Source organism: Amycolatopsis sp. PS_44_ISF1 (assembly GCF_032335455.1).
GTDB lineage: Bacteria > Actinomycetota > Actinomycetes > Mycobacteriales > Pseudonocardiaceae > Amycolatopsis.
The window spans coordinates 787,735-804,404 of the sequence record NZ_JANUXO010000002.1 but is presented as its reverse complement, the minus strand read 5'-3'; the positions used below and the strand labels follow the sequence as shown (position 1 = coordinate 804,404).

The 16,670-nt window shown below is 73.3% G+C and carries 14 protein-coding genes and 1 pseudogene; 8 read left to right on the top strand and 7 right to left on the bottom strand.

Features of this window, described 5'->3' with window-relative positions:
- The first annotated feature begins 19 nt into the window (after positions 1 to 19).
- The gene (locus NYF13_RS18455) at positions 20 to 832 is read left to right on the top strand and encodes a zinc-binding dehydrogenase (RefSeq protein ID WP_315658364.1); all 813 of its coding nucleotides are present in this window, start codon (positions 20 to 22) and stop codon (positions 830 to 832) included.
- A 239-nt stretch (positions 833 to 1,071) separates the two neighbouring features.
- Here the strand turns inward: NYF13_RS18455 and NYF13_RS18450 are convergent.
- From NYF13_RS18450 to NYF13_RS18430, 5 genes and pseudogenes are all read right to left on the bottom strand, one after another.
- A pseudogene (locus NYF13_RS18450) lies at positions 1,072 to 1,263 on the bottom strand (dihydrofolate reductase); the annotation flags it as partial.
- Between the two features lie 270 nt (positions 1,264 to 1,533).
- The gene (locus NYF13_RS18445) at positions 1,534 to 2,976 is read right to left on the bottom strand and encodes a glycoside hydrolase family 3 N-terminal domain-containing protein (protein WP_315658362.1); all 1,443 of its coding nucleotides are present in this window, start codon (positions 2,974 to 2,976) and stop codon (positions 1,534 to 1,536) included.
- 3 nt (positions 2,977 to 2,979) lie between these two features.
- Entirely contained in the window at positions 2,980 to 3,810 is an 831-nt protein-coding gene (locus tag NYF13_RS18440; protein WP_315658361.1) for a carbohydrate ABC transporter permease, read from the bottom strand.
- A complete protein-coding gene (locus tag NYF13_RS18435; RefSeq protein ID WP_315658359.1) occupies positions 3,807 to 4,793 on the bottom strand; it encodes a sugar ABC transporter permease in 987 nt (328 codons plus the stop codon). The genes NYF13_RS18440 and NYF13_RS18435 overlap by 4 nt, the downstream gene beginning before the upstream one ends.
- A complete protein-coding gene (locus tag NYF13_RS18430; RefSeq protein ID WP_315658358.1) occupies positions 4,790 to 6,085 on the bottom strand; it encodes an extracellular solute-binding protein in 1,296 nt (431 codons plus the stop codon). Before NYF13_RS18430 ends, NYF13_RS18435 begins: the two co-directional genes overlap by 4 nt.
- Positions 6,086 to 6,673: 588 nt before the next feature.
- Here NYF13_RS18430 and NYF13_RS18425 point away from each other — a divergent pair.
- Positions 6,674 to 7,039 carry a DUF2568 domain-containing protein gene (locus NYF13_RS18425; protein ID WP_315658357.1) on the top strand — a complete coding sequence of 122 codons (366 nt, stop codon included), beginning with the start codon at positions 6,674 to 6,676 and terminating at the stop codon, positions 7,037 to 7,039.
- A 53-nt stretch (positions 7,040 to 7,092) separates the two neighbouring features.
- Here NYF13_RS18425 and NYF13_RS18420 read toward each other — a convergent pair whose 3' ends face one another.
- Positions 7,093 to 7,800, bottom strand: a complete 708-nt coding sequence (locus NYF13_RS18420) for a DinB family protein (RefSeq protein ID WP_315658355.1) — start codon at positions 7,798 to 7,800, stop codon at positions 7,093 to 7,095.
- A gap of 62 nt (positions 7,801 to 7,862) precedes the next feature.
- Positions 7,863 to 8,360, bottom strand: coding sequence for a MarR family transcriptional regulator (locus NYF13_RS18415; protein ID WP_315658353.1), 498 nt, complete (start codon positions 8,358 to 8,360; stop codon positions 7,863 to 7,865).
- A gap of 88 nt (positions 8,361 to 8,448) precedes the next feature.
- Here NYF13_RS18415 and NYF13_RS18410 point away from each other — a divergent pair, with 88 nt between their 5' ends.
- The 6 genes from NYF13_RS18410 (at position 8,449) to NYF13_RS18385 (ending at position 16,543) form a co-directional block, all read left to right on the top strand.
- A complete protein-coding gene (locus NYF13_RS18410; RefSeq protein ID WP_315658351.1) occupies positions 8,449 to 10,683 on the top strand; it encodes an FUSC family protein in 2,235 nt (744 codons plus the stop codon).
- A 189-nt stretch (positions 10,684 to 10,872) separates the two neighbouring features.
- Positions 10,873 to 11,070 carry a hypothetical protein gene (locus NYF13_RS18405; protein ID WP_315658349.1) on the top strand — a complete coding sequence of 66 codons (198 nt, stop codon included), beginning with the start codon at positions 10,873 to 10,875 and terminating at the stop codon, positions 11,068 to 11,070.
- 191 nt (positions 11,071 to 11,261) lie between these two features.
- Positions 11,262 to 12,197 carry an ABC transporter permease gene (locus NYF13_RS18400; RefSeq protein ID WP_315658347.1) on the top strand — a complete coding sequence of 312 codons (936 nt, stop codon included), beginning with the start codon at positions 11,262 to 11,264 and terminating at the stop codon, positions 12,195 to 12,197.
- Positions 12,194 to 13,192, top strand: a complete 999-nt coding sequence (locus NYF13_RS18395; protein ID WP_315658345.1) for an ABC transporter permease — start codon at positions 12,194 to 12,196, stop codon at positions 13,190 to 13,192. Before NYF13_RS18400 ends, NYF13_RS18395 begins: the two co-directional genes overlap by 4 nt.
- Positions 13,193 to 13,221: 29 nt before the next feature.
- A complete protein-coding gene (locus NYF13_RS18390; protein ID WP_315658343.1) occupies positions 13,222 to 14,913 on the top strand; it encodes an ABC transporter substrate-binding protein in 1,692 nt (563 codons plus the stop codon).
- Between the two features lie 4 nt (positions 14,914 to 14,917).
- Positions 14,918 to 16,543: an ABC transporter ATP-binding protein gene (locus tag NYF13_RS18385; RefSeq protein ID WP_315658342.1), complete on the top strand. Its 1,626-nt coding sequence runs from the start codon at positions 14,918 to 14,920 to the stop codon at positions 16,541 to 16,543.
- Positions 16,544 to 16,670 lie beyond the last annotated feature (127 nt).

Sequence of the window (16,670 nt, the reverse complement as noted above, 5' to 3'; positions counted from 1 at the left end):
GGCACGGTGGTGGCCGCCGGTGAGGACGTGCACCCGGGCTGGTGTCGGCCGGCGTGCGGTCGGCGACACCATGCTCGGCTGCGGGCGCTGCCGCCGGTGCCGCGGCGGCCACCAGCACACCTGCGAAGCCCGCGAGGAGGTCGGCATCCGCGGCGGCCGCGCCGGGGCGCTGGCCGAACGCCTGGCCGTACCGGTGAGCTCGCTGCACGAGCTGCCGCCCGGGCTCTCCCCGGAACTGGGCGCGCTGGCCGAACCGGGCGGCAACGCGATCCGGGCCGCCCGGGCCGCCGTCGGGGCACGGTCCGGGGCTCCCGGCGAGCGCTCCGGGGCCCGGGTCCTGGTCCTCGGCCCGGGCACGATCGGCCTGCTGACGGCCCTGTTCGCCCGCGCGGCGGGCGCCGAGGTGCACCTGGCCGGGACCACGCCGTGGTCGCTGGAGTTCGCGCGCTCGCTGGGTTTCCCGGCGACGGCGGAGGGGCCGGCCCCGCCGTTCGACGCCGTGGTGGACGCCACCAACGACCCGGCGGCCCCGGCCCGGGCGCTGGAGCTGGTCGAACCGGCCGGCCGGCTGGTCTGCATCGGACTGGCCGGCTCCCCGAGCCCGGTGGACAGCCGTTCGCTGGTGTTCAAGGACGTGACCGCGGTCGGCATCCTGAGCGCGTCCCCGGGCCTGGCCGGGGCGATCGGCGCCTACACCCGCGGCGAGGTCGACCCGCGCCCGCTGGTGGCGGCGACGGTCGGGCTGGACGGGGTCGCGGCCGTCCTCGCCGGGGAACGGCCGCCCGGCGCCCTGGCCGGACCCAAGATCCTGGTCGACCCGCGGCCGGGCTGACCCCGGATCCACGGCCGGCCGGAAGCTCTCGGTCCCTGCGATGGGGGTCTACCGCACCCCGTACCGGGAGAACGTGATTCCCGATTCGAACGCCTGGCTCTCCAGCAGCCGCAGCCGGGGCAGGGCGAACCCGTCCGGGAACAACCGGCGGCCGTGCCCCTGGACCACCGGGTAGGTGACAGCCGGTACTGGTCGACCAGCCCGGCCTCGATCAGCGCGTGACTCACCGCGATGCTCCCGGTGACCACGATGTCGCGGCCGGGCCGCTGCTCGAGCTCCCGGATCCAGCGGACCGGGTCACCCGGCCGGACGGTCGAGTCGGCCCAGGCCGGATCGGTCAGCGTGGCGGAGACGACGTACTTGCGAACCCGGTTCAGGTGCTCGGCCACGCCGGTGGCGTCGTCCACCTGGTCCGGCCAGTAGCCGCGCAGGTCTTCGAAGGTCCGGCGGCCGAGGACCAGCGCGTCCGACGCCCGGCTGTCGGCGCCGAGGGTTTCGATCAGGCCGGCGTGGCCCGGCCCCGGCCCTGGGCGTCGAACCAGTCGCTCAGCATCTCGATCGAGCCGTCCACGGTGATGTTCTGCGTGATCGCCAGTGTGCGCACCCGGTCCTCGCCTTCCCTCCGGACGTGGTTCAGGGCCCAAGCTACCGGTGGGGGAGCCCACGGGCCCGGTTTCGGCGCGCCGCGCCTGCCCGCCGGTTCAGGAAGCCAGGTACTCCGCCGCCGCGCGCAGGCTGACGTGCGAGCCGCCGAAGGTGTCGATCCGGTCGCCGGTCACGGGACCCGGCCCCGGCACGCCGGTCTCGACCCGGATGTAGTCCACATCGGACAGTTCGGCGAGCAGGGCCAGCACCGCCGGGTGCCGGTGCGCCTCACGGGTCACCACGACCACGCGCCCGGTCTCCCGGGCGGCCGAGCGGACCAGCGCGGCGTCGTCCGGGCCCGCGGTCAGCACCCGGGTGCCCGGCACCAGCGCGCGCAGGTGCGGGCCGAGCCCCCACGGCATCGGGCCGGCCGCGATGGTCGGGTCCGTGTGGACGTCGACCACCAGCGGCGGGCCCGAAAGCCGCGGCGAGCCCTGGACCCGCAGGGCGGCCCGCGCCGCTTCCAGGCCCAGGGTGTCATCGACCGGGCGCAGCGGCGCCGGGACCGGCGAAGTGCCCAGTGCCGCGGTCCGGGCGGCCGCGTCGGCGAGGCGTTCCCACGGCAGCGTCCCGTCGGAGACCGCGGCCACGATGGCCGCGGTGATCCGGTCGAGGGTGCCGGCGTCGAAGGCCGCGCCGCCGATGCACAGCGCGTCGGCGCCCGCGGCCAGCGAACGCACCGCCGCCCGGCCCAGGCCGTCGTGGCGGCCGTAGGCGCCCGACACCGCGCCCATCTCCAGCGCGTCGGTGATCACCGTGCCGGTGAAGCCCAGCTCACCGCGCAGCACCGTGGTCAGCGCGGTGTGGTTGAGCGTGGCCGGCTCCTCGCCCCACGCCCGCACCACCAGGTGCCCGGACATGACCGAGCGCACCCCGGCCCGGATGGCCGCGGCGAACGGGACCAGTTCGATCTCCCGAAGCTGCTCGACCGTCCGGGGCAGCACCGGCAGCGCGACGTGCGAATCCTCCGTCGCCGCGCCGTGCCCGGGGAAGTGCTTCGCGCACGCCGCGACCCCGTACTGCTGCATTCCCGTGACGTAGGCCGCCACGTGCGGCGAAGCCTTCGCCGGGTCCGAGCCGAACGCCCGGACGCCGATGATCGGGTCCTGCTCCGCCAGGGTCAGGTCCGCGCACGGCGCCAGGTTCACCGTGACACCGCACGCGGCCAGCCGTTCGCCCAGCGCCGCGGCGACGGCGGTGGTCAGCTCCGGGTCGCCGGCCGCGCCGAGGGCCAGCGGCCCGGGCACGAACGAACCGGTGGCGACGTCGAGCCGGGTGACGTCGCCACCTTCCTCGTCGATGCCGACCACGACGTCGTCGCGCTCGGCGCGCAGGGCCGCGGTGAGCGCCGCGACCTGCTCGTCGTCGACCACGTTGCGGCCGAACAGGACCACTCCGCCCAGGCCCTCGCCCAGGCGCCGCCGCAGCCAGTCCGGCGCCGTGGTGCCGGCGAAGCCGGGCAGCAGGACGGCTTCGGCCAGTTTTCCGGGATCGGACAAGGGTTATCCCTTCACCGCGCCGGCGGTCATGCCGGACACCAGCTTGCGTTGCACGATCAGGAAGAACACCAGCGCCGGGATGGCGTAGACCACCGAAGCCGCCATCACCCCGCCCCAGTCCACCGAAAACGCCGTGCGGAAGGAGGACAGCCACACCGGCAGCGTCTGCTTGGACTGGTCGCGCATGAACACCAGGGCGAACAGGAACTCGTTCCACGCGGTGATGAAGCTGAACACCGAGGTGGTCACCAGCCCCGGGCCCAGCAGCGGCAGCGTGACCCGGCGGAACGCGCCGGTCCGGCTGCAGCCGTCGATCATCGCCGCCTCTTCGAGGTCGTACGGGATGCCGTTGACGAAGCCGTAGAGCATCCACACGGTGAACGGCAGCGACGTGGCGAAGTACACCAGCAGCAGCGAGGGCAGGGTGTTGAGCAGCCCGATGTCGCGCATCAGCAGGTACATCGGGATGAACAGCGCCGAGAGCGGGGCCAGCTGCGCCATCAGGATCAGCAGCAGGAAGCCCTTGCGCCCGCGGAAGCGGAACCGCGCCAGCGGGATCGCCGCGAGCACCCCCACCACCAGCGCGGCGAGCACCGCGCCGAGGGTGACGATCAGGCTGTTGCCCAGGTAGGTGACGAACCCCGGCTTGGTCAGCGCCGACGCGAAGTTCGCCAGCGTCGCCGAGGTCGGGATCAGGTCGTACTTCGGCGAGAGCACTTCGCCGGGCGTCTTCAGCGACGTGGTGAACATCCAGTACGTCGGGAAGAAGAACACCAGCGCGACCAAGGTGCCGACGACCGCCAGGGTGACCCGCTGGGTCAGGGACTTCTTCACGCGATCTCCCCGTCCTTCGTCCGGACCAGCAACTGCACGTAGCGGGCGGTGACCGCCAGCAGGAGCACCAGCATGATGGTCGCGATCGCCGCGGCGCTGCCGAAGTGGCTGCCGGCGACGCCCTTGAGGTACTGCAGGATGGCGAGCGTGGTGCTCTGCCCGTCCGGCCCGCCCTGGCGGATGGCCCAGACCTGGCCGAACATGTTGAAGTCCCACAGCACCGACAGGAACGTCACCATGGTCAGGATCGGCCGGATGGCCGGCCAGCTGACCGCGCGGAAGGTCTGCCACGGACCGGCGCCGTCGATGCCGGCCGCCTCGTACTGCTCGCGCGGCACGCCGATCAGGCCGGCGTACAGCGTGAACGCCACGAAGGGCACGGCCTGCCACAGCACCAGCAGCCCGATCACGGTCAGCGTGCTGCCCCCGGTGGAGAACCAGGAGTAGCCGATGAAGGAGTGGAAGCCGAGCCGGTCCAGGGTCTTGTTCAAGATCCCGTACTGCTGGTCGAAGATCCACTGGAACACCGTGGTCGTGGCGATCACCGGCACCGCCCAGGCCAGCACCAGCGAGACCTGCACGCAGATGCGCAGGAACGGGGCGAGGTGGCGCATCAGCACCGCGATGCCCAGCGCCACCAGCAGCGTCGCCGCGACCAGGGCCGCGGTGAACAGGACGGTCCGGACGGTGACCGACCAGAACTCCGGGTCGGACAGGGTGCCGGTGTAGTTCGCGAGCCCGACCCAGACCATCTTCCCGGTCACCAGCTCGCGCAGGTCGAGCTTGCGCAGGCTGATGGCGAGCATCTGGATCGTGGGCCAGCCCAGCAGCACCAGCACGGCGACGAGGGCGGGCAGGAGCAGCAGGTAGGGCGTCAGCCGCTCACCGAACCCGGCCCGGTGGCGCCGCTTCGCGGGACTGACGCGCGCCGACGCCGGCGGGGTGGCCCCCGCCGGCGTCGGCGCCTCCTGGGTCGCTGTCATCCGCCGATGATCTTGTCGAGCGCGGCGTTCGCGTCGGCCGTGGCCTGGTCGACGGTCTTCTTGCCGGTCAGGTACGCGGTCAGCATGTCCTTGAGCGGGTTCTGGCCGGACTCGACCTCCCCCCACTTGGGGCTGGTGGGCACCGCGCGGCCGTTCTTCGAGGCGGTGGCCATGACCGCGCCCAGCGGGTCCTTGGCCAGGGCGCTGACGTCGGACGAGGTGCCCGGCACGTACCCGGCGGCGGCCATCTGGGACATGTACTTGGTGCCCGAGAGCAGCTTCAGGTACTCCTTGGCCAGGTCCTTGTTCTTGCTGTTGACCGGGACGATGAGGTTCGAGCCGCCGAGGAACACCGGGGCCGGCCGGCCCGCGGCGTGGCCCGGGATCGGGAAGGCGCCGGTCTTGCCGGTGATGCTCGGGTCGGTCTTGGCGGCGGTGGCCACCTCGCCCGGGGTGCCGATGAACATCGCGACCTTGCCGCCGCCGTAGATGCCGGCCTGCGCCGGGTTGGCCTCGTCGTTGTCCTTCGGCGCGGTGGTGGCGGAGGCGTCCACGAGCTGCTTGTAGAACTCCAGCCCGGCCTTCGACCCGGGGCTGTCGAGCGTGGACTTGAACGACTTGCCGTCGGCCTTGGCCACGTCGCCGCCGTTGTCCCAGACGAACGACAGCAGCGAGTACCAGTACTGGCCCGGCAGGTAGAGCGGCTGGAAGCCGGGGTCGCTGCCGAACTTCGCCTTGAGCTTGGCGATGGCGTCGAGCCATTCGGCGTTCGAGGCCGGCGGCGCGGTGATCCCGGCCTGCTCGAACAGGTCCTTGCGGTAGAGCACCTCGCGGTTGGCGGCGTAGAACGGCACCCCGTAGGTCTTGCCGTCGTACTCGCCCGAAGCCTTGAGCCCGGCCAGCCACTGGGCGCCGTTGAGGTCGTTCACCGAAGGCGTCAGGTCCTCCAGCACGCCCTGCGCGGCGAACGCCGGGGTCTGCGTGTTGCCGACCTCGATCACGTCGGGCGGGTTGTCGCCGGCCAGCGCGGTGGTGAGCTTCTGCTGGATCCCGTTCCACTGCTGGATCTGGTAGTCGACCTTGACCCCGGAGTGCGCGGCCTCGAACTCCTTGTTCAGGGCCGTGGTCAGGTCCGTCGGCGCGGAGCCGGTCATCAGCCAGACGGTCAACGTGCCCCCCTGGGCGGAACCCCCCGAGCCCGAGGCGTTGTCACCGCCGCCGGAGCCGGCACAACCGGCTGTCGCGAGGGTGATGGCGGCGGCGCCCGCCACCAGCTTGAGCCAGCGCTTCACTTGTCTCTTCCCTTCGGTGCCCGGCCCCCAGGCCGGTGAATGACAAATGGTGTAGACCAATGTGGAGCAGCGTGGTCCGGACCACAGCCGGTGTCAAGGCGGTTGCCAAGACGTTGTAAACGCGGCCGTGGGTTTGACTCTGCGTGTACCCCTGGTTACCGGCGGCGGGCGGGCCGGGGCCGGGCCGGAGGGGAAACCCCTGGCGGACAGCATCTGCCCGGGCGGCGGTGTTGTCCGTGAACCGCCCGCCGGAGGGCCCGGATTTCCGCGGGTCCACCCCCGATCGGCCGCACCGGGACCGGTCCAGTGGTCCGGGGTGGTCCGCCGGGGCGCGCGAGCGCCGGGACCGGATCCGGCCGGAAGTGGACAACGCGGCGGCCCGGGCGGTCGCGTTCCGCTCGCCCGCGCGCCCGGGATCTGCGTCCGCCGCCCGACCGGTGACGAGCCGGTTCAGCACCGGCTACCAGGCAAAGGGCGTGATCCCCGCCGGGCATCTCGCCATCCACTGGGCCGGTGTCTCCGTGGTCTTTCCTCTGGGGTCCTTCGCCGGGGGCGATCCCCGCACCGCCGGCCGCTACGCTGCGGGGCATGACCACCTCGGCTCCGGTTCAGCGCGGTTTCGCGGGTTTCGTGCTCGTCGCCCGGTTCGTCACGGAGCTGGCCCTGCTCGCCGGGCTCGCCCTGGCCGGCGCGCGGCTCGGTGGCGGGGTTCTGCTCGACATCGTCGGCGCGGTCGTCTGGCCCGCACTGGCCGCGGTGATCTGGGCCCTAGTCGTCGCGCCGAAGGCCAAGCGGCGCGCGCCCGAGCCGACCCGTTTCATCCTGGAGTTCGCCCTCTTCGCCACCGCGGCCCTGGCCCTGAGCGCCGCCGGGCTGCTCCTGACCGGTGTCCTGCTGGCCGTCGCCGGGGTCGCGGCGGCGATCGCGGTGCGGGTGTCCGCCAAGGACGGCTGAACCGGTCCGGTCCGCCGAGGGGCACAGCTCGGTGCCGGGCCACCGGCGGCGGCTCAGCTTTCCGGCCGGGCCAGCTTGTCGAGGTCGCGCACGCAGAAGCGGTGGTGCTCGAACTCCTCGGTGAGCACCGTGCCCAGGCACTGCCGGACGCGACGGCCCCTGGCGTAGGGCGGCCACCGCTGGTCTTCCGGCACCGGCGCGGTGCGGGCGAGCTGCTCCGGTGTCACCTGCGCCAGCCAGGCTTCGAGCTCCGCGCCCTGCCGGTCGCGCACGGCGAGCACCTCGTCGAAGCTCGGGCCGGTCCGGTGGAGCTCGTCGCCGGGCCCGTCCGCGGGCCCGAGGCCCAGCGCCGTGAACGGCTCGGTCAGCCCGAGCACGCAGCGCCGGAACCACGAATCGTGCACGAACACGAGGTGCCGCAGGGTTTCGGTGATCGACCACTCGCCGTCGACGCGCCGGTGCTCACTGCCCGCCGGCCGGCGCCGAACCCGTTCGGTGGTCGCGATCCAGTCCTGCCGCAGCCGGCGCCAGGCTTCGATGAGCTCGGCCGGATCGCCGGAGCGCAGCAACGGCCGGACCGGGTACCGGCGGTCGAGCTCGGCCTCCACGTAGGGCATCACCTCGACCCCGTTGACCACCGGCCCGGTGACCAGCCCGTCGATCTCGGCGTCCCGCATGACCACGCCGACCAGCCGGGTGCGGCTGAGGTCGCATTCGCGGAATTCCGCACCGGTGAGGTCCTCGTCCTCGAAGCGTCGCACCGGCACAGGCTAGCCAGCGGCGGTCACCGGGCACCGGCACGCCGGACTTCCCGGACGGCGCGTCAGTCGGCCGCGGACACCAGGTACCGCTGCGCGACCGCGCGGTTGTGCCGGTTCAGCAGGTGGGCGAAGGTGCGCAGGTCTTCGGGCGTCCAGTCGCCGAGCAGGGCGGCGGTGGTGTCGCGGCGGCGGGTGCGGGTCGCGTCCATCAGGCGGCGGCCCCGTCCGGTCGGGGTGATGATCGAGCGACGGCGGTCCGAGGCGGCCGGACCGCGCTCGACCAGGCCCTTGCCCAGCATGGCCGAGGCCTGGCGGCCCGCGGTGGACGGGTCCAGGCCCAGCGCGCCGGCCAGCGTGCCGATGTCGGCCGAGCCCAGCTCGTCGAGGGTGCGCAGCAGCAGGTACTCCGATTGGTCCAGCTCGGCGTACACGCCGGTGCGGCGCCGCAGCAGCTCGAAGTTGCGCACGAGCACGGCCGTGGCCAGCTCCAGCACGTCCAGCGCGTCGCCGGTCCCGGCCGGCCGATCGGCCGGCTCGCCGGCGGGGGCGGTGCGCTCCATGGCCGAGTCCTCCGCAACACCTGTATGACACCGATAATTACCGGTATCATACCGAGGATCAGGCATTTCGCCGGGAAAGGTGGGTTCGGTGCTGCCCAGGGGGACCGATGTCCGGGACCGGGTCATCGCTTCGGACCCGGGGCTGAGTCGGCTGCGCAGTGCCGGTTCGGCCACCGTGTCGATGGGCAGCGCGCTCGGGGTCGAGTACGCCTTCGCCGAGTTCAGCGGCGCCGGCGCCATGGGCACCGTCATTGCGATGCTGCTCGGCGCCATCGTGGCGATGATGGGCTCGATGGCGCTCGGCGACGGCAGCGCGTGGGTGAAGGCCCGCACGGCGGCCTTCTTCCCGGTGTCGCTGGGGCTCGGCCTGCTGCTCGGCGTCGCGGTCGGCCCGCACGCCCGACTGATGCTCGCGGTCTTCGTCGGGGTGATGTTCGTGGCGGTGTTCGTCCGCCGCTTCGGCCCGGCCTTCTTCTTCTACGGCTTCATGGGCTGGATGGGGTACTTCTTCGCCTCCTTCCTGCACGCGACGCTGGAGATGATGCCCGCGCTGCTGCTCGCCGTCGTGCTCGCGTCGGCGTGGGTGCTGCTGCTCTCGGTCACCGTCCTGCGCACGAACCCGACCCGCACGCTGCGCCGGGTGCTGAGCGCGTTCGACGCCCGCGGCCGGGAGCTGGCCCGGACCTGTGCCGATCTGCTGGCCACCACCGATCCGCAGCGCGAGGGCCGGCTGCGCCGCCGGTTGCAGGCGCGCCAGGCCCGGCTGGCCGAGGCCGGGCTGATGGTGGAGGGCTGGTCGGCCCAGCCGGGCGCGCTGCCCGCCGGCCGCTCGCCCGCCGCGCTGCGCCGGTCCATGGTCGACGCCCACCACCTGCTGGACCAGCTGGCCACGGCGGCCGACGCGCTGGTGCGCAGCGGCTCGGGCCTGAGCGTGCTCGCCGCCGAAGTGGCCGACCGGCTGGCCCGCCGCGACGACCGCGGGGCCGGCGAGGTCGCCCACCGGCTGGCCGCCCTGGCCGAGCACGCGGGCGGCCCGGCGGGGGGCTGGTGGCCGGCCCGGCACTTCGCCGCCGCCGCGCTCGAAGTGGTCGCGGTGCTGGACGAAGCGCCGCGGCCGGAGACGCCGGGGACGGTGGTGGTGGACGACTTCGAGCCCGCGGTCGGCCTCGCCTTCGGCAACCTGCCCGGCTCGGCGGCCACGGCGGGCGACGTGCCGGCCCGCCACCGCGGCTGGAACCCGCTCTCACGCCTGGACTTCGTCAGCCGCCAGGCGATCCAGGGCGCCGTCGCGGGCGGTCTGGCCATCCTGGTCGGCAAGGAGCTGTCCTCGGCGCGGTACTACTGGGCCGTCCTCGCGGCGTTCATCATGTTCACCGGCACGGCCACCCGCACCGAGACCTTCCTCAAGGGCTTCAACCGGGTGCTGGGCACACTCGCCGGCCTGCTGGCCTCCATCGGCTTCGCCGAGCTGACCGCGGGCAGCACCACCGCGGTGCTGATCACCATCTGCGGAGCCATGTTCTGCGGCTTCTACCTGCTGCGGCTGTCCTACGCCTACATGATCTTCTTCATGACCATCATGATCGGCCAGCTCTACACCGTGCTGAACGAGTTCTCCGCGGGCCTGCTGGTGCTGCGGCTGGAGGAGACCGCGGCGGGCGCGGTGGTCGGGCTGGCGGTGGCGCTGCTGGTCACCCCACTGTCCACACGCGACACCGTGCGCGCCGCGCGGGACCACCTGCTGACCGCGCTGGGGGAGCTGCTCACCGCCGCCGCGGGCCGGCTGGAGCACCGCCGCGGTGGCCCCGAGCCGGACTTCGACGCCCTGACCCGGACCGTGGACCACCGCTTCTACCAGCTCGCGCTCATCGCCCGCCCGCTCGGGCGGCCGATCCTCGGCGGCACCAACTCACCTCGGCTGCGGCACCGGATCTCGCTCTACGCCGCGCTGGCCACCCACGGCCGCGCGCTGGCCGTCGCGGTGCGCCGCCCGGGGAACCCCGGTGCCACCCGCCCGGACGGACCGGTCGCCGCCTGCCGGGCCCTGGCCGCGGCCGTGGCCGAACTGGCCGCCGCCCGCCCCGGCGACCCGCAACCGGCCGCAGCGGCCCCGCTGGCCCGGGCCGACGTCGCGCTGTTCGCCCACACCCCGGCTGCACCGGGGGAGCGGGCGAAGGACCCGGTGCTGCGCGCGCTGGGCCACGTCCACCACGTGCTGCGCGAACTCACCGCGACCGGCCCGGTGGATCTGCGGGCCGCGCCCTCCCTGCCCGCGCCGCCGATGTCGCGGCGGCAGCGGCAAGTGCGGGCGGGGGAGAGCTGAAGCATCCCACCCTCCCGTATAACGCCCTATACGGCGCCGCAGTGTTGGTGATTTTGCTGAGACGCCGAAAAACCGGCCGGGAACTGCGGACCCCTTGCCCGAAAAGCCCTTTTTCCCGCAAACCCCGCCTCGGCCGCCCCCTGCGGGGGTTTCCTGGGCAGGGCTGGGGCTACGGGCGAGGGGGAGACGATGACGCGGAATCCGGTCCGGCTGTGCGAGTGCGTGTGTGCGGTGCTCGGCCACCACCACGAGGTCTGCGACGAGCTCGCGGCGCCCGGCGCGTTCGTCGCCCTGCCCGCGCCCCCAGGTGCGCGTCAGATGCCCGCGTGCTTCGGCTGCCACGCCGCCTCTCGGGTCCCGGCCCGGACCGTCGCACGGCCCTGGTGATCCGGTTCCCGGTGTTCGGGCCGGGCTGGTGCCCCGTTCGTGCCGTCCGGCTGCGGGTCCGGTTCCCCGGCAGTACGTTGTCCAGCATGTGAGAGGCACTAGGCCAAGATGGTGAATTCCCTTCGTGTTCTTTAGAGTTCCGTCGTCAAGATCCATCCGGCCGCCGAGCCACCCCGACTGCTAGGGAACCGTTGTCCGACATCCTGTCGCCGGGCGGGCCGCCCGTGCCCGCCGCGGCTTCGCGCACCCTCTGGCCGGCGCTGCGGCGTGATCGCTGGGCCCAGGCCAGCGCGGTGGTCATCGTGCTGATCGTGGTGGCCGCCGTCGCGGCGCCGCTGCTGGCGCTCATCGAGGGCCAGGACCCGTACACCTACCACACCGAACTGCTGAATCCCTCGAACGGCGCCGGGGCCGGCGCGCTCGGCGGGATCAGCGGCCGCCACTGGTTCGGCGTCGAACCGCTGACCGGGCGCGACCTGTTCGCCATCGTCGCCTACGGCGCGCGCACCTCGTTCCTGATCGGCGTCGCGGCGACCGCGGTGTCGGTGGCCCTCGGCGTGGTGCTCGGCGCCAGCGCCGGGTACGCCGGCGGCTGGTGGGATTCCGTGGTCAGCCGGGTGACCGACGTGCTGCTCGGCTTCCCGCAGCTGATCTTCATGATCTCGCTCGGCGCCGTGGCCCCGGCCTCGATCCCGCGCCCGGCGTTGCTGATCACCGTGATCGGGCTGTTCGGCTGGCCGCGGATCGCCCGCGTGGTCCGCGCGCAGACGCTCAGCCTGCGCGGGCGCGACTTCGTCCGCGCGGCCCGGGCGCTGGGCGCGGGCGGGGTGCACGTGTTCCGCCGCGAGCTGCTGCCGAACCTGTGGGCGCCGATCATCGTGCTGAGCACGGTGACCATCCCGGCCAACATCGGGTTCGAGGCCGCGCTGTCGTTCCTCGGCGTCGGCATCCCGCCGCCCACGCCGAGCTGGGGCCGCTCCATCAGCGACGCGATCAACTGGGTGCAGTCCGATCCGATGTTCCTGATCTTCCCCGGCGCCGCCCTGTTCGTGGCGACGCTGGCGTTCAACCTGCTGGGCGACGGGCTGCGCGACGCGCTCGACCCGAAGACGGCGGTGCGCCGGTGAACCGCGCGCTCCGCTTCCTCGGCGGCCGGCTCGGCGGCATGCTCGTGGTGCTGCTGGTGGTCAGCTTCGCCACCTTTGCCGTGTTCTACCTGCTGCCCACCGACCCGGCGCTGATGTCCTGCGGCAAGCCGTGCACACCGGAGAACCTGGCCACCGCGCGGCAGTTCATGGGGTTCGACCGGCCGTGGCTGCAGCAGTACCTGGACTTCCTGGTCGGCATCTTCGGCGGCCGTTCCTTCGGCACCGGCCCGACGGCGATCGTGTGCCACGCGCCCTGCTTCGGCTACTCGTTCCAGCAGAACGAGCCGGTGCTGGCGCTGATCGGCGACCGGCTGCCGGTCACGGTCTCGCTCGCCGTGGGCGCTTCGGTCATCTGGCTGGTCGCGGGCGTCGCCACCGGCGTGTTCTCCGCGCTGCGCCGGGGACGGGCCGCGGACCGGGTGGCGATGACCGTGACGCTGGCCGGCGTCTCGGCCCCGGCCTACCTGGTGGGCCTGCTCGGCATCCTGCTGTTCGGCTTCACCCTCGACGTGGTGCCGGTCAGCGGCTACGTCGAGCTGGCGCGGAGCCCGGTGGACTGGGCCTGGCACCTGGTGCTGCCGTGGCTGGTGCTGGCCTTCATCAACGCGGCGGTGTATGCGCGGCTCTCGCGCGGGCAGATGCTCGAGATCCTCGGCGAGGACTTCATCCGGACCGCGCGCGCGGTCGGGCTGCCGGAGCGGACCGTGGTCGGCAAGTACGCGCTGCGCAACGTGCTGCTGCCGGTGGTCACGGTGTTCGCCGTGGACCTCGGGGCGCTGCTCGGGGGCGCGGTGATCACCGAGCGGGTGTTCGCGCTGCCCGGACTCGGCGGGCTGATGGTCGACGCCGTGCACCAGGTGGACCTGCCGGTGCTGATGGGCGTGACGCTGTTCGCCGCCTTCTTCGTCATCCTCGCCAACTTCGTGGTCGACGTGCTCTACGGGGTGCTCGACCCCCGCGCCCGGCTCAGCTAGCCCCGCTCACGCAAGAAAGGGAAAACACCGTGGACCGCAGAGACTTCCTCAGGGCCGTGGGCCTGACCGCCGGCGCGTCGGGGGCGGCGGCGTTCCTCGCCGCGTGCAACGCCAACGAGCAGCCGGGCAGCGGCGGCCCGGGCGCCGCGGTGGCGGCCGGGGGCACGCTCTACGTGCTGACCGACCAGACCTCCCAGCACCTGGACCCGGCCAAGAGCCAGAACCTGGCCATCACCACCACCGGGCTGATCCACCGCAAGCTGACCGCGTGGCAGACCTCGCCCGACCGCCCGGCCACCGTGGTCCCGGACCTGGCCACCGACACCGGCCGCGCCAGTGCCGACGGGCGGAGCTGGACCTACACGCTCAAGGACGGCCAGAAGCTGGCCGACGGCACGCCGATCACCAGCGCGGAGATCAAGTACGGCATCGAGCGCTCGTTCGACGCGGCGTTCTCCGGCGGCCTCGGCTACCACAAGACGCTGCTGGAGGGCGGTTCCGGCTACCCCGGCCCGTTCAAGGGCGGCGAGCTGGCCTCGATCGAGACGCCGGACCCGAAGACGATCGTGTTCCACCTGGCCCGGCCCTACGGCGACTGGCCGTGGATCGTCAGCATGCCCGCGTTCTCCCCGGTGCCGAAGGGCAAGGGCACGGACGCGGGCTACGACTCGGCCCCGATCTGCTCGGGCCCGTACCAGGTGGCCGCCTACACCAAGGGCGTCGAGGTCCGGCTGAGCCGGAACCCGCACTGGGACGCTCGGGCCGACCAGGCCCGCACCGGGCTGCCGGACGCGATCGTGATCCAGCTCGGCCAGGACACCGGCGTGGTCGCGCAGCGGCTGCTGGCCGGGGCCGGCAACGACGCGTCCGCCTTCGGCGCTTCGTTCGTGAACCCGGCGCAGCTCGCGCAGGTGCGGGGCAACCCGGCGGCGAAGGACCTGCTGGTCACCTCGAAGTCCGGCGCGCTGGCCTACCTGGCCCTCAACACCAGGCGCGGTCCGCTGGCCGACCCCAGGGTGCGCCGGGCCTTCCAGTACGCGGTGGACAAGACCGCCTACCAGATCGCCAGCGCGGGCAGCGCCGAGCTGGCCGGCCCGGTCGCCACCACGCTGATCACCGAGGGCATCGCCGGGCGCGAGGTGTTCGACCTCTACCCGGCGCCGCCCGGTGGTGACGTCGCCAAGGCCAAGCAGCTCCTGGCCGAGGCCGGCTTCCCGAACGGGCTCGACGGCCTGGACTTCCCGGTGTCCACCGCGAACAACGACGCGGACAAGGCGCAGGCCCTGCAGGCCGCGCTGCAGCGGGCCGGGATCCGGGCCAAGCTGCGCCCGCTCGACGACGACGCCTGGACCGCCGTGGTCACCGGCAACGACGGCTCCTACGACCTGACGCTCGGCTCGTGGCAGCCGGACTTCCCCAGCGCCAACGCGAACATCGAGCCGCTGTTCGCCACCTCGGAGATCGGCAACGGCGGGTACAACCAGTCGCGCTACTCGGTGCCGGAGGTGGACGCGCTGATCACGCGGGCGCAGGGCACGGTGGACCCGGCGGCGGCGGGCAAGCTGTGGGCGCAGGCCGACCGGCGGATCCTGCAGGACTCGCCCGTGGTCCCGCTGATCTACACGCGCAACTCGTTCCTGCACGGCTCGAAGGTCGGCGACTTCGCCATCGGCGAGTTCCCGGCCTACCCCAACTACCTCCGGATCGGGCTGGCGAAGTAGGACCGTGACCGAACAGCTGCTCGCCCTGCGCGACGTCTCGATCCGGTTCGGCGACGCCGGGACCGACGCCGCCGTCCGCGGCCTCGGCTTCGAGGTGGCCCCCGGCGAAATCCTCGCCCTGGTCGGGGAGTCCGGCTCGGGCAAGTCGGTGACCGCCCTGTCGCTGCTCGGCCTGCTGCCGCCCACCGCGACGGTGACCGGCTCGGCCGTCCTTTCCGGACGCGAGCTGTACACCTTGGACACCGCGGCGATGCGCGGCGTGCGCGGCCGGGAGATCGGCATGGTCTTCCAGGAGCCGATGAGCGCGCTGAACCCGGTGTTCCGCATCGGCACCCAGCTCGTCGACGCGGTGCGCGCGCACCGCGAGGTGTCCCGGGCGCAGGCGCGGGAGCGGGCGCGGGAACTGCTGGAGCTGGTCGAGCTGGACGCCGGCCGGGTGCTGCGCTCGTACCCGCACGAATTGTCCGGCGGCCAGTTGCAGCGCGTGGTGATCGCCGCGGCCCTGGTGCACGAGCCCGCCCTGCTCGTCGCGGACGAGCCGACCACCGCGCTGGACGTGACCGTGCAGGCCGGGATCCTGGAGCTGCTGCGCTCGCTGCGCGACCGGCTGGGCACGGCGATCCTGCTGGTCACCCACGACATGGGCGTGGTCGCCGACCTGGCCGACCGGGTGGTGGTGCTGCGCGAGGGCCGGGTGGTCGAGCAGAACACCGTCACCGAGCTGTTCTCCGCGCCCGAGGCGGACTACACGCGGGAGCTGCTGGACGCGGTGCTGTCGCTGGGCGGCGGGCACGGGGTGGAGTCCGCTCCGGCGGGTGAGGCGCTGGTTTCGGTGCGAGAGCTGGAAGTCACCTACCGGCGCGGTGGCGGCGCTTCACCGGTGCGCGCGGTCGACGGCGTCACCCTGAGCGTGGCCGCCGACGAGGTGCTCGGGCTGGTGGGGGAGTCCGGCTCGGGCAAGAGCACGATCTCCTCGGTGCTGACCGGGCTGGTGGCCCCCACGGGCGGCTCGGTCAGCGTGGGCGGGATCGACCTGGGCACGGCGTCGGCGCGGCGGTGGCGGGAGGTGCGGCGCCAGATCGGCATCGTGTTCCAGAACCCGGCCTCCGCGCTCAACCCGCGCGCGACGATCGGCGCCAGCATCGCGGAACCGCTGGTGGTGCACGGTTTCGACGGCGACCACCGCGCGCGGGTGACCGAGCTGCTGGCCGCGGTCCGGCTCGATCCACAGTGGACCGGGCGGTACCCGCACGAGCTGTCCGGCGGCCAGCGCCAGCGCGTCGGCCTGGCCCGCGCGCTGGCCCTGCGGCCCCGGCTGCTGATCGCGGACGAGCCGACCAGCGCGCTGGACGTCTCGGTGCAGGCCTCGGTGCTGGCCCTGCTGGCCGAACTGCAGCGGGAGCTGGCCTTCGCCTGCCTGTTCATCAGCCACGACCTCGCCGTGGTCGAGCAGGTGGCCCACCGGGTGGTGGTGCTGCACCGCGGCCGGGTGGTGGAGCAGGGGCCGGTGGCGTCGGTGCTGGGCTCGCCGCGCGAGGACTACACCCGGCGCCTGGTGGCGGCCGCGCCGGTCGCGGACCCGGCCCGGCAGCGGGAACGCCGGGCGGCCTGGCGGGCCCTGCCCCGCTGAGCTTCCGGGCTCCGCTCGGCCGGGACGCGGGCGGCGGGTCTGCCGGTGGTGGAGCGGCCGAAGGCCCGGCGGCTTCGTGAGCTGATCGGCCACTCGATCGCGCGGGGTTTGCGCCCGCGTGGCCGAT

Bases quoted from the DNA above. Each gene is read 5' to 3' on its own strand.
- NYF13_RS18425 (WP_315658357.1), top strand. From the start codon at position 6,674: ATGACCACCTCGGCTCCGGTTCAGCGCGGTTTCGCGGGTTTCGTGCTC.
- NYF13_RS18435 (WP_315658359.1), bottom strand. From the start codon at position 4,793: ATGACAGCGACCCAGGAGGCGCCGACGCCGGCGGGGGCCACCCCGCCG.
- NYF13_RS18415 (WP_315658353.1), bottom strand. From the start codon at position 8,360: ATGGAGCGCACCGCCCCCGCCGGCGAGCCGGCCGATCGGCCGGCCGGG.
- NYF13_RS18405 (WP_315658349.1), top strand. From the start codon at position 10,873: ATGACGCGGAATCCGGTCCGGCTGTGCGAGTGCGTGTGTGCGGTGCTC.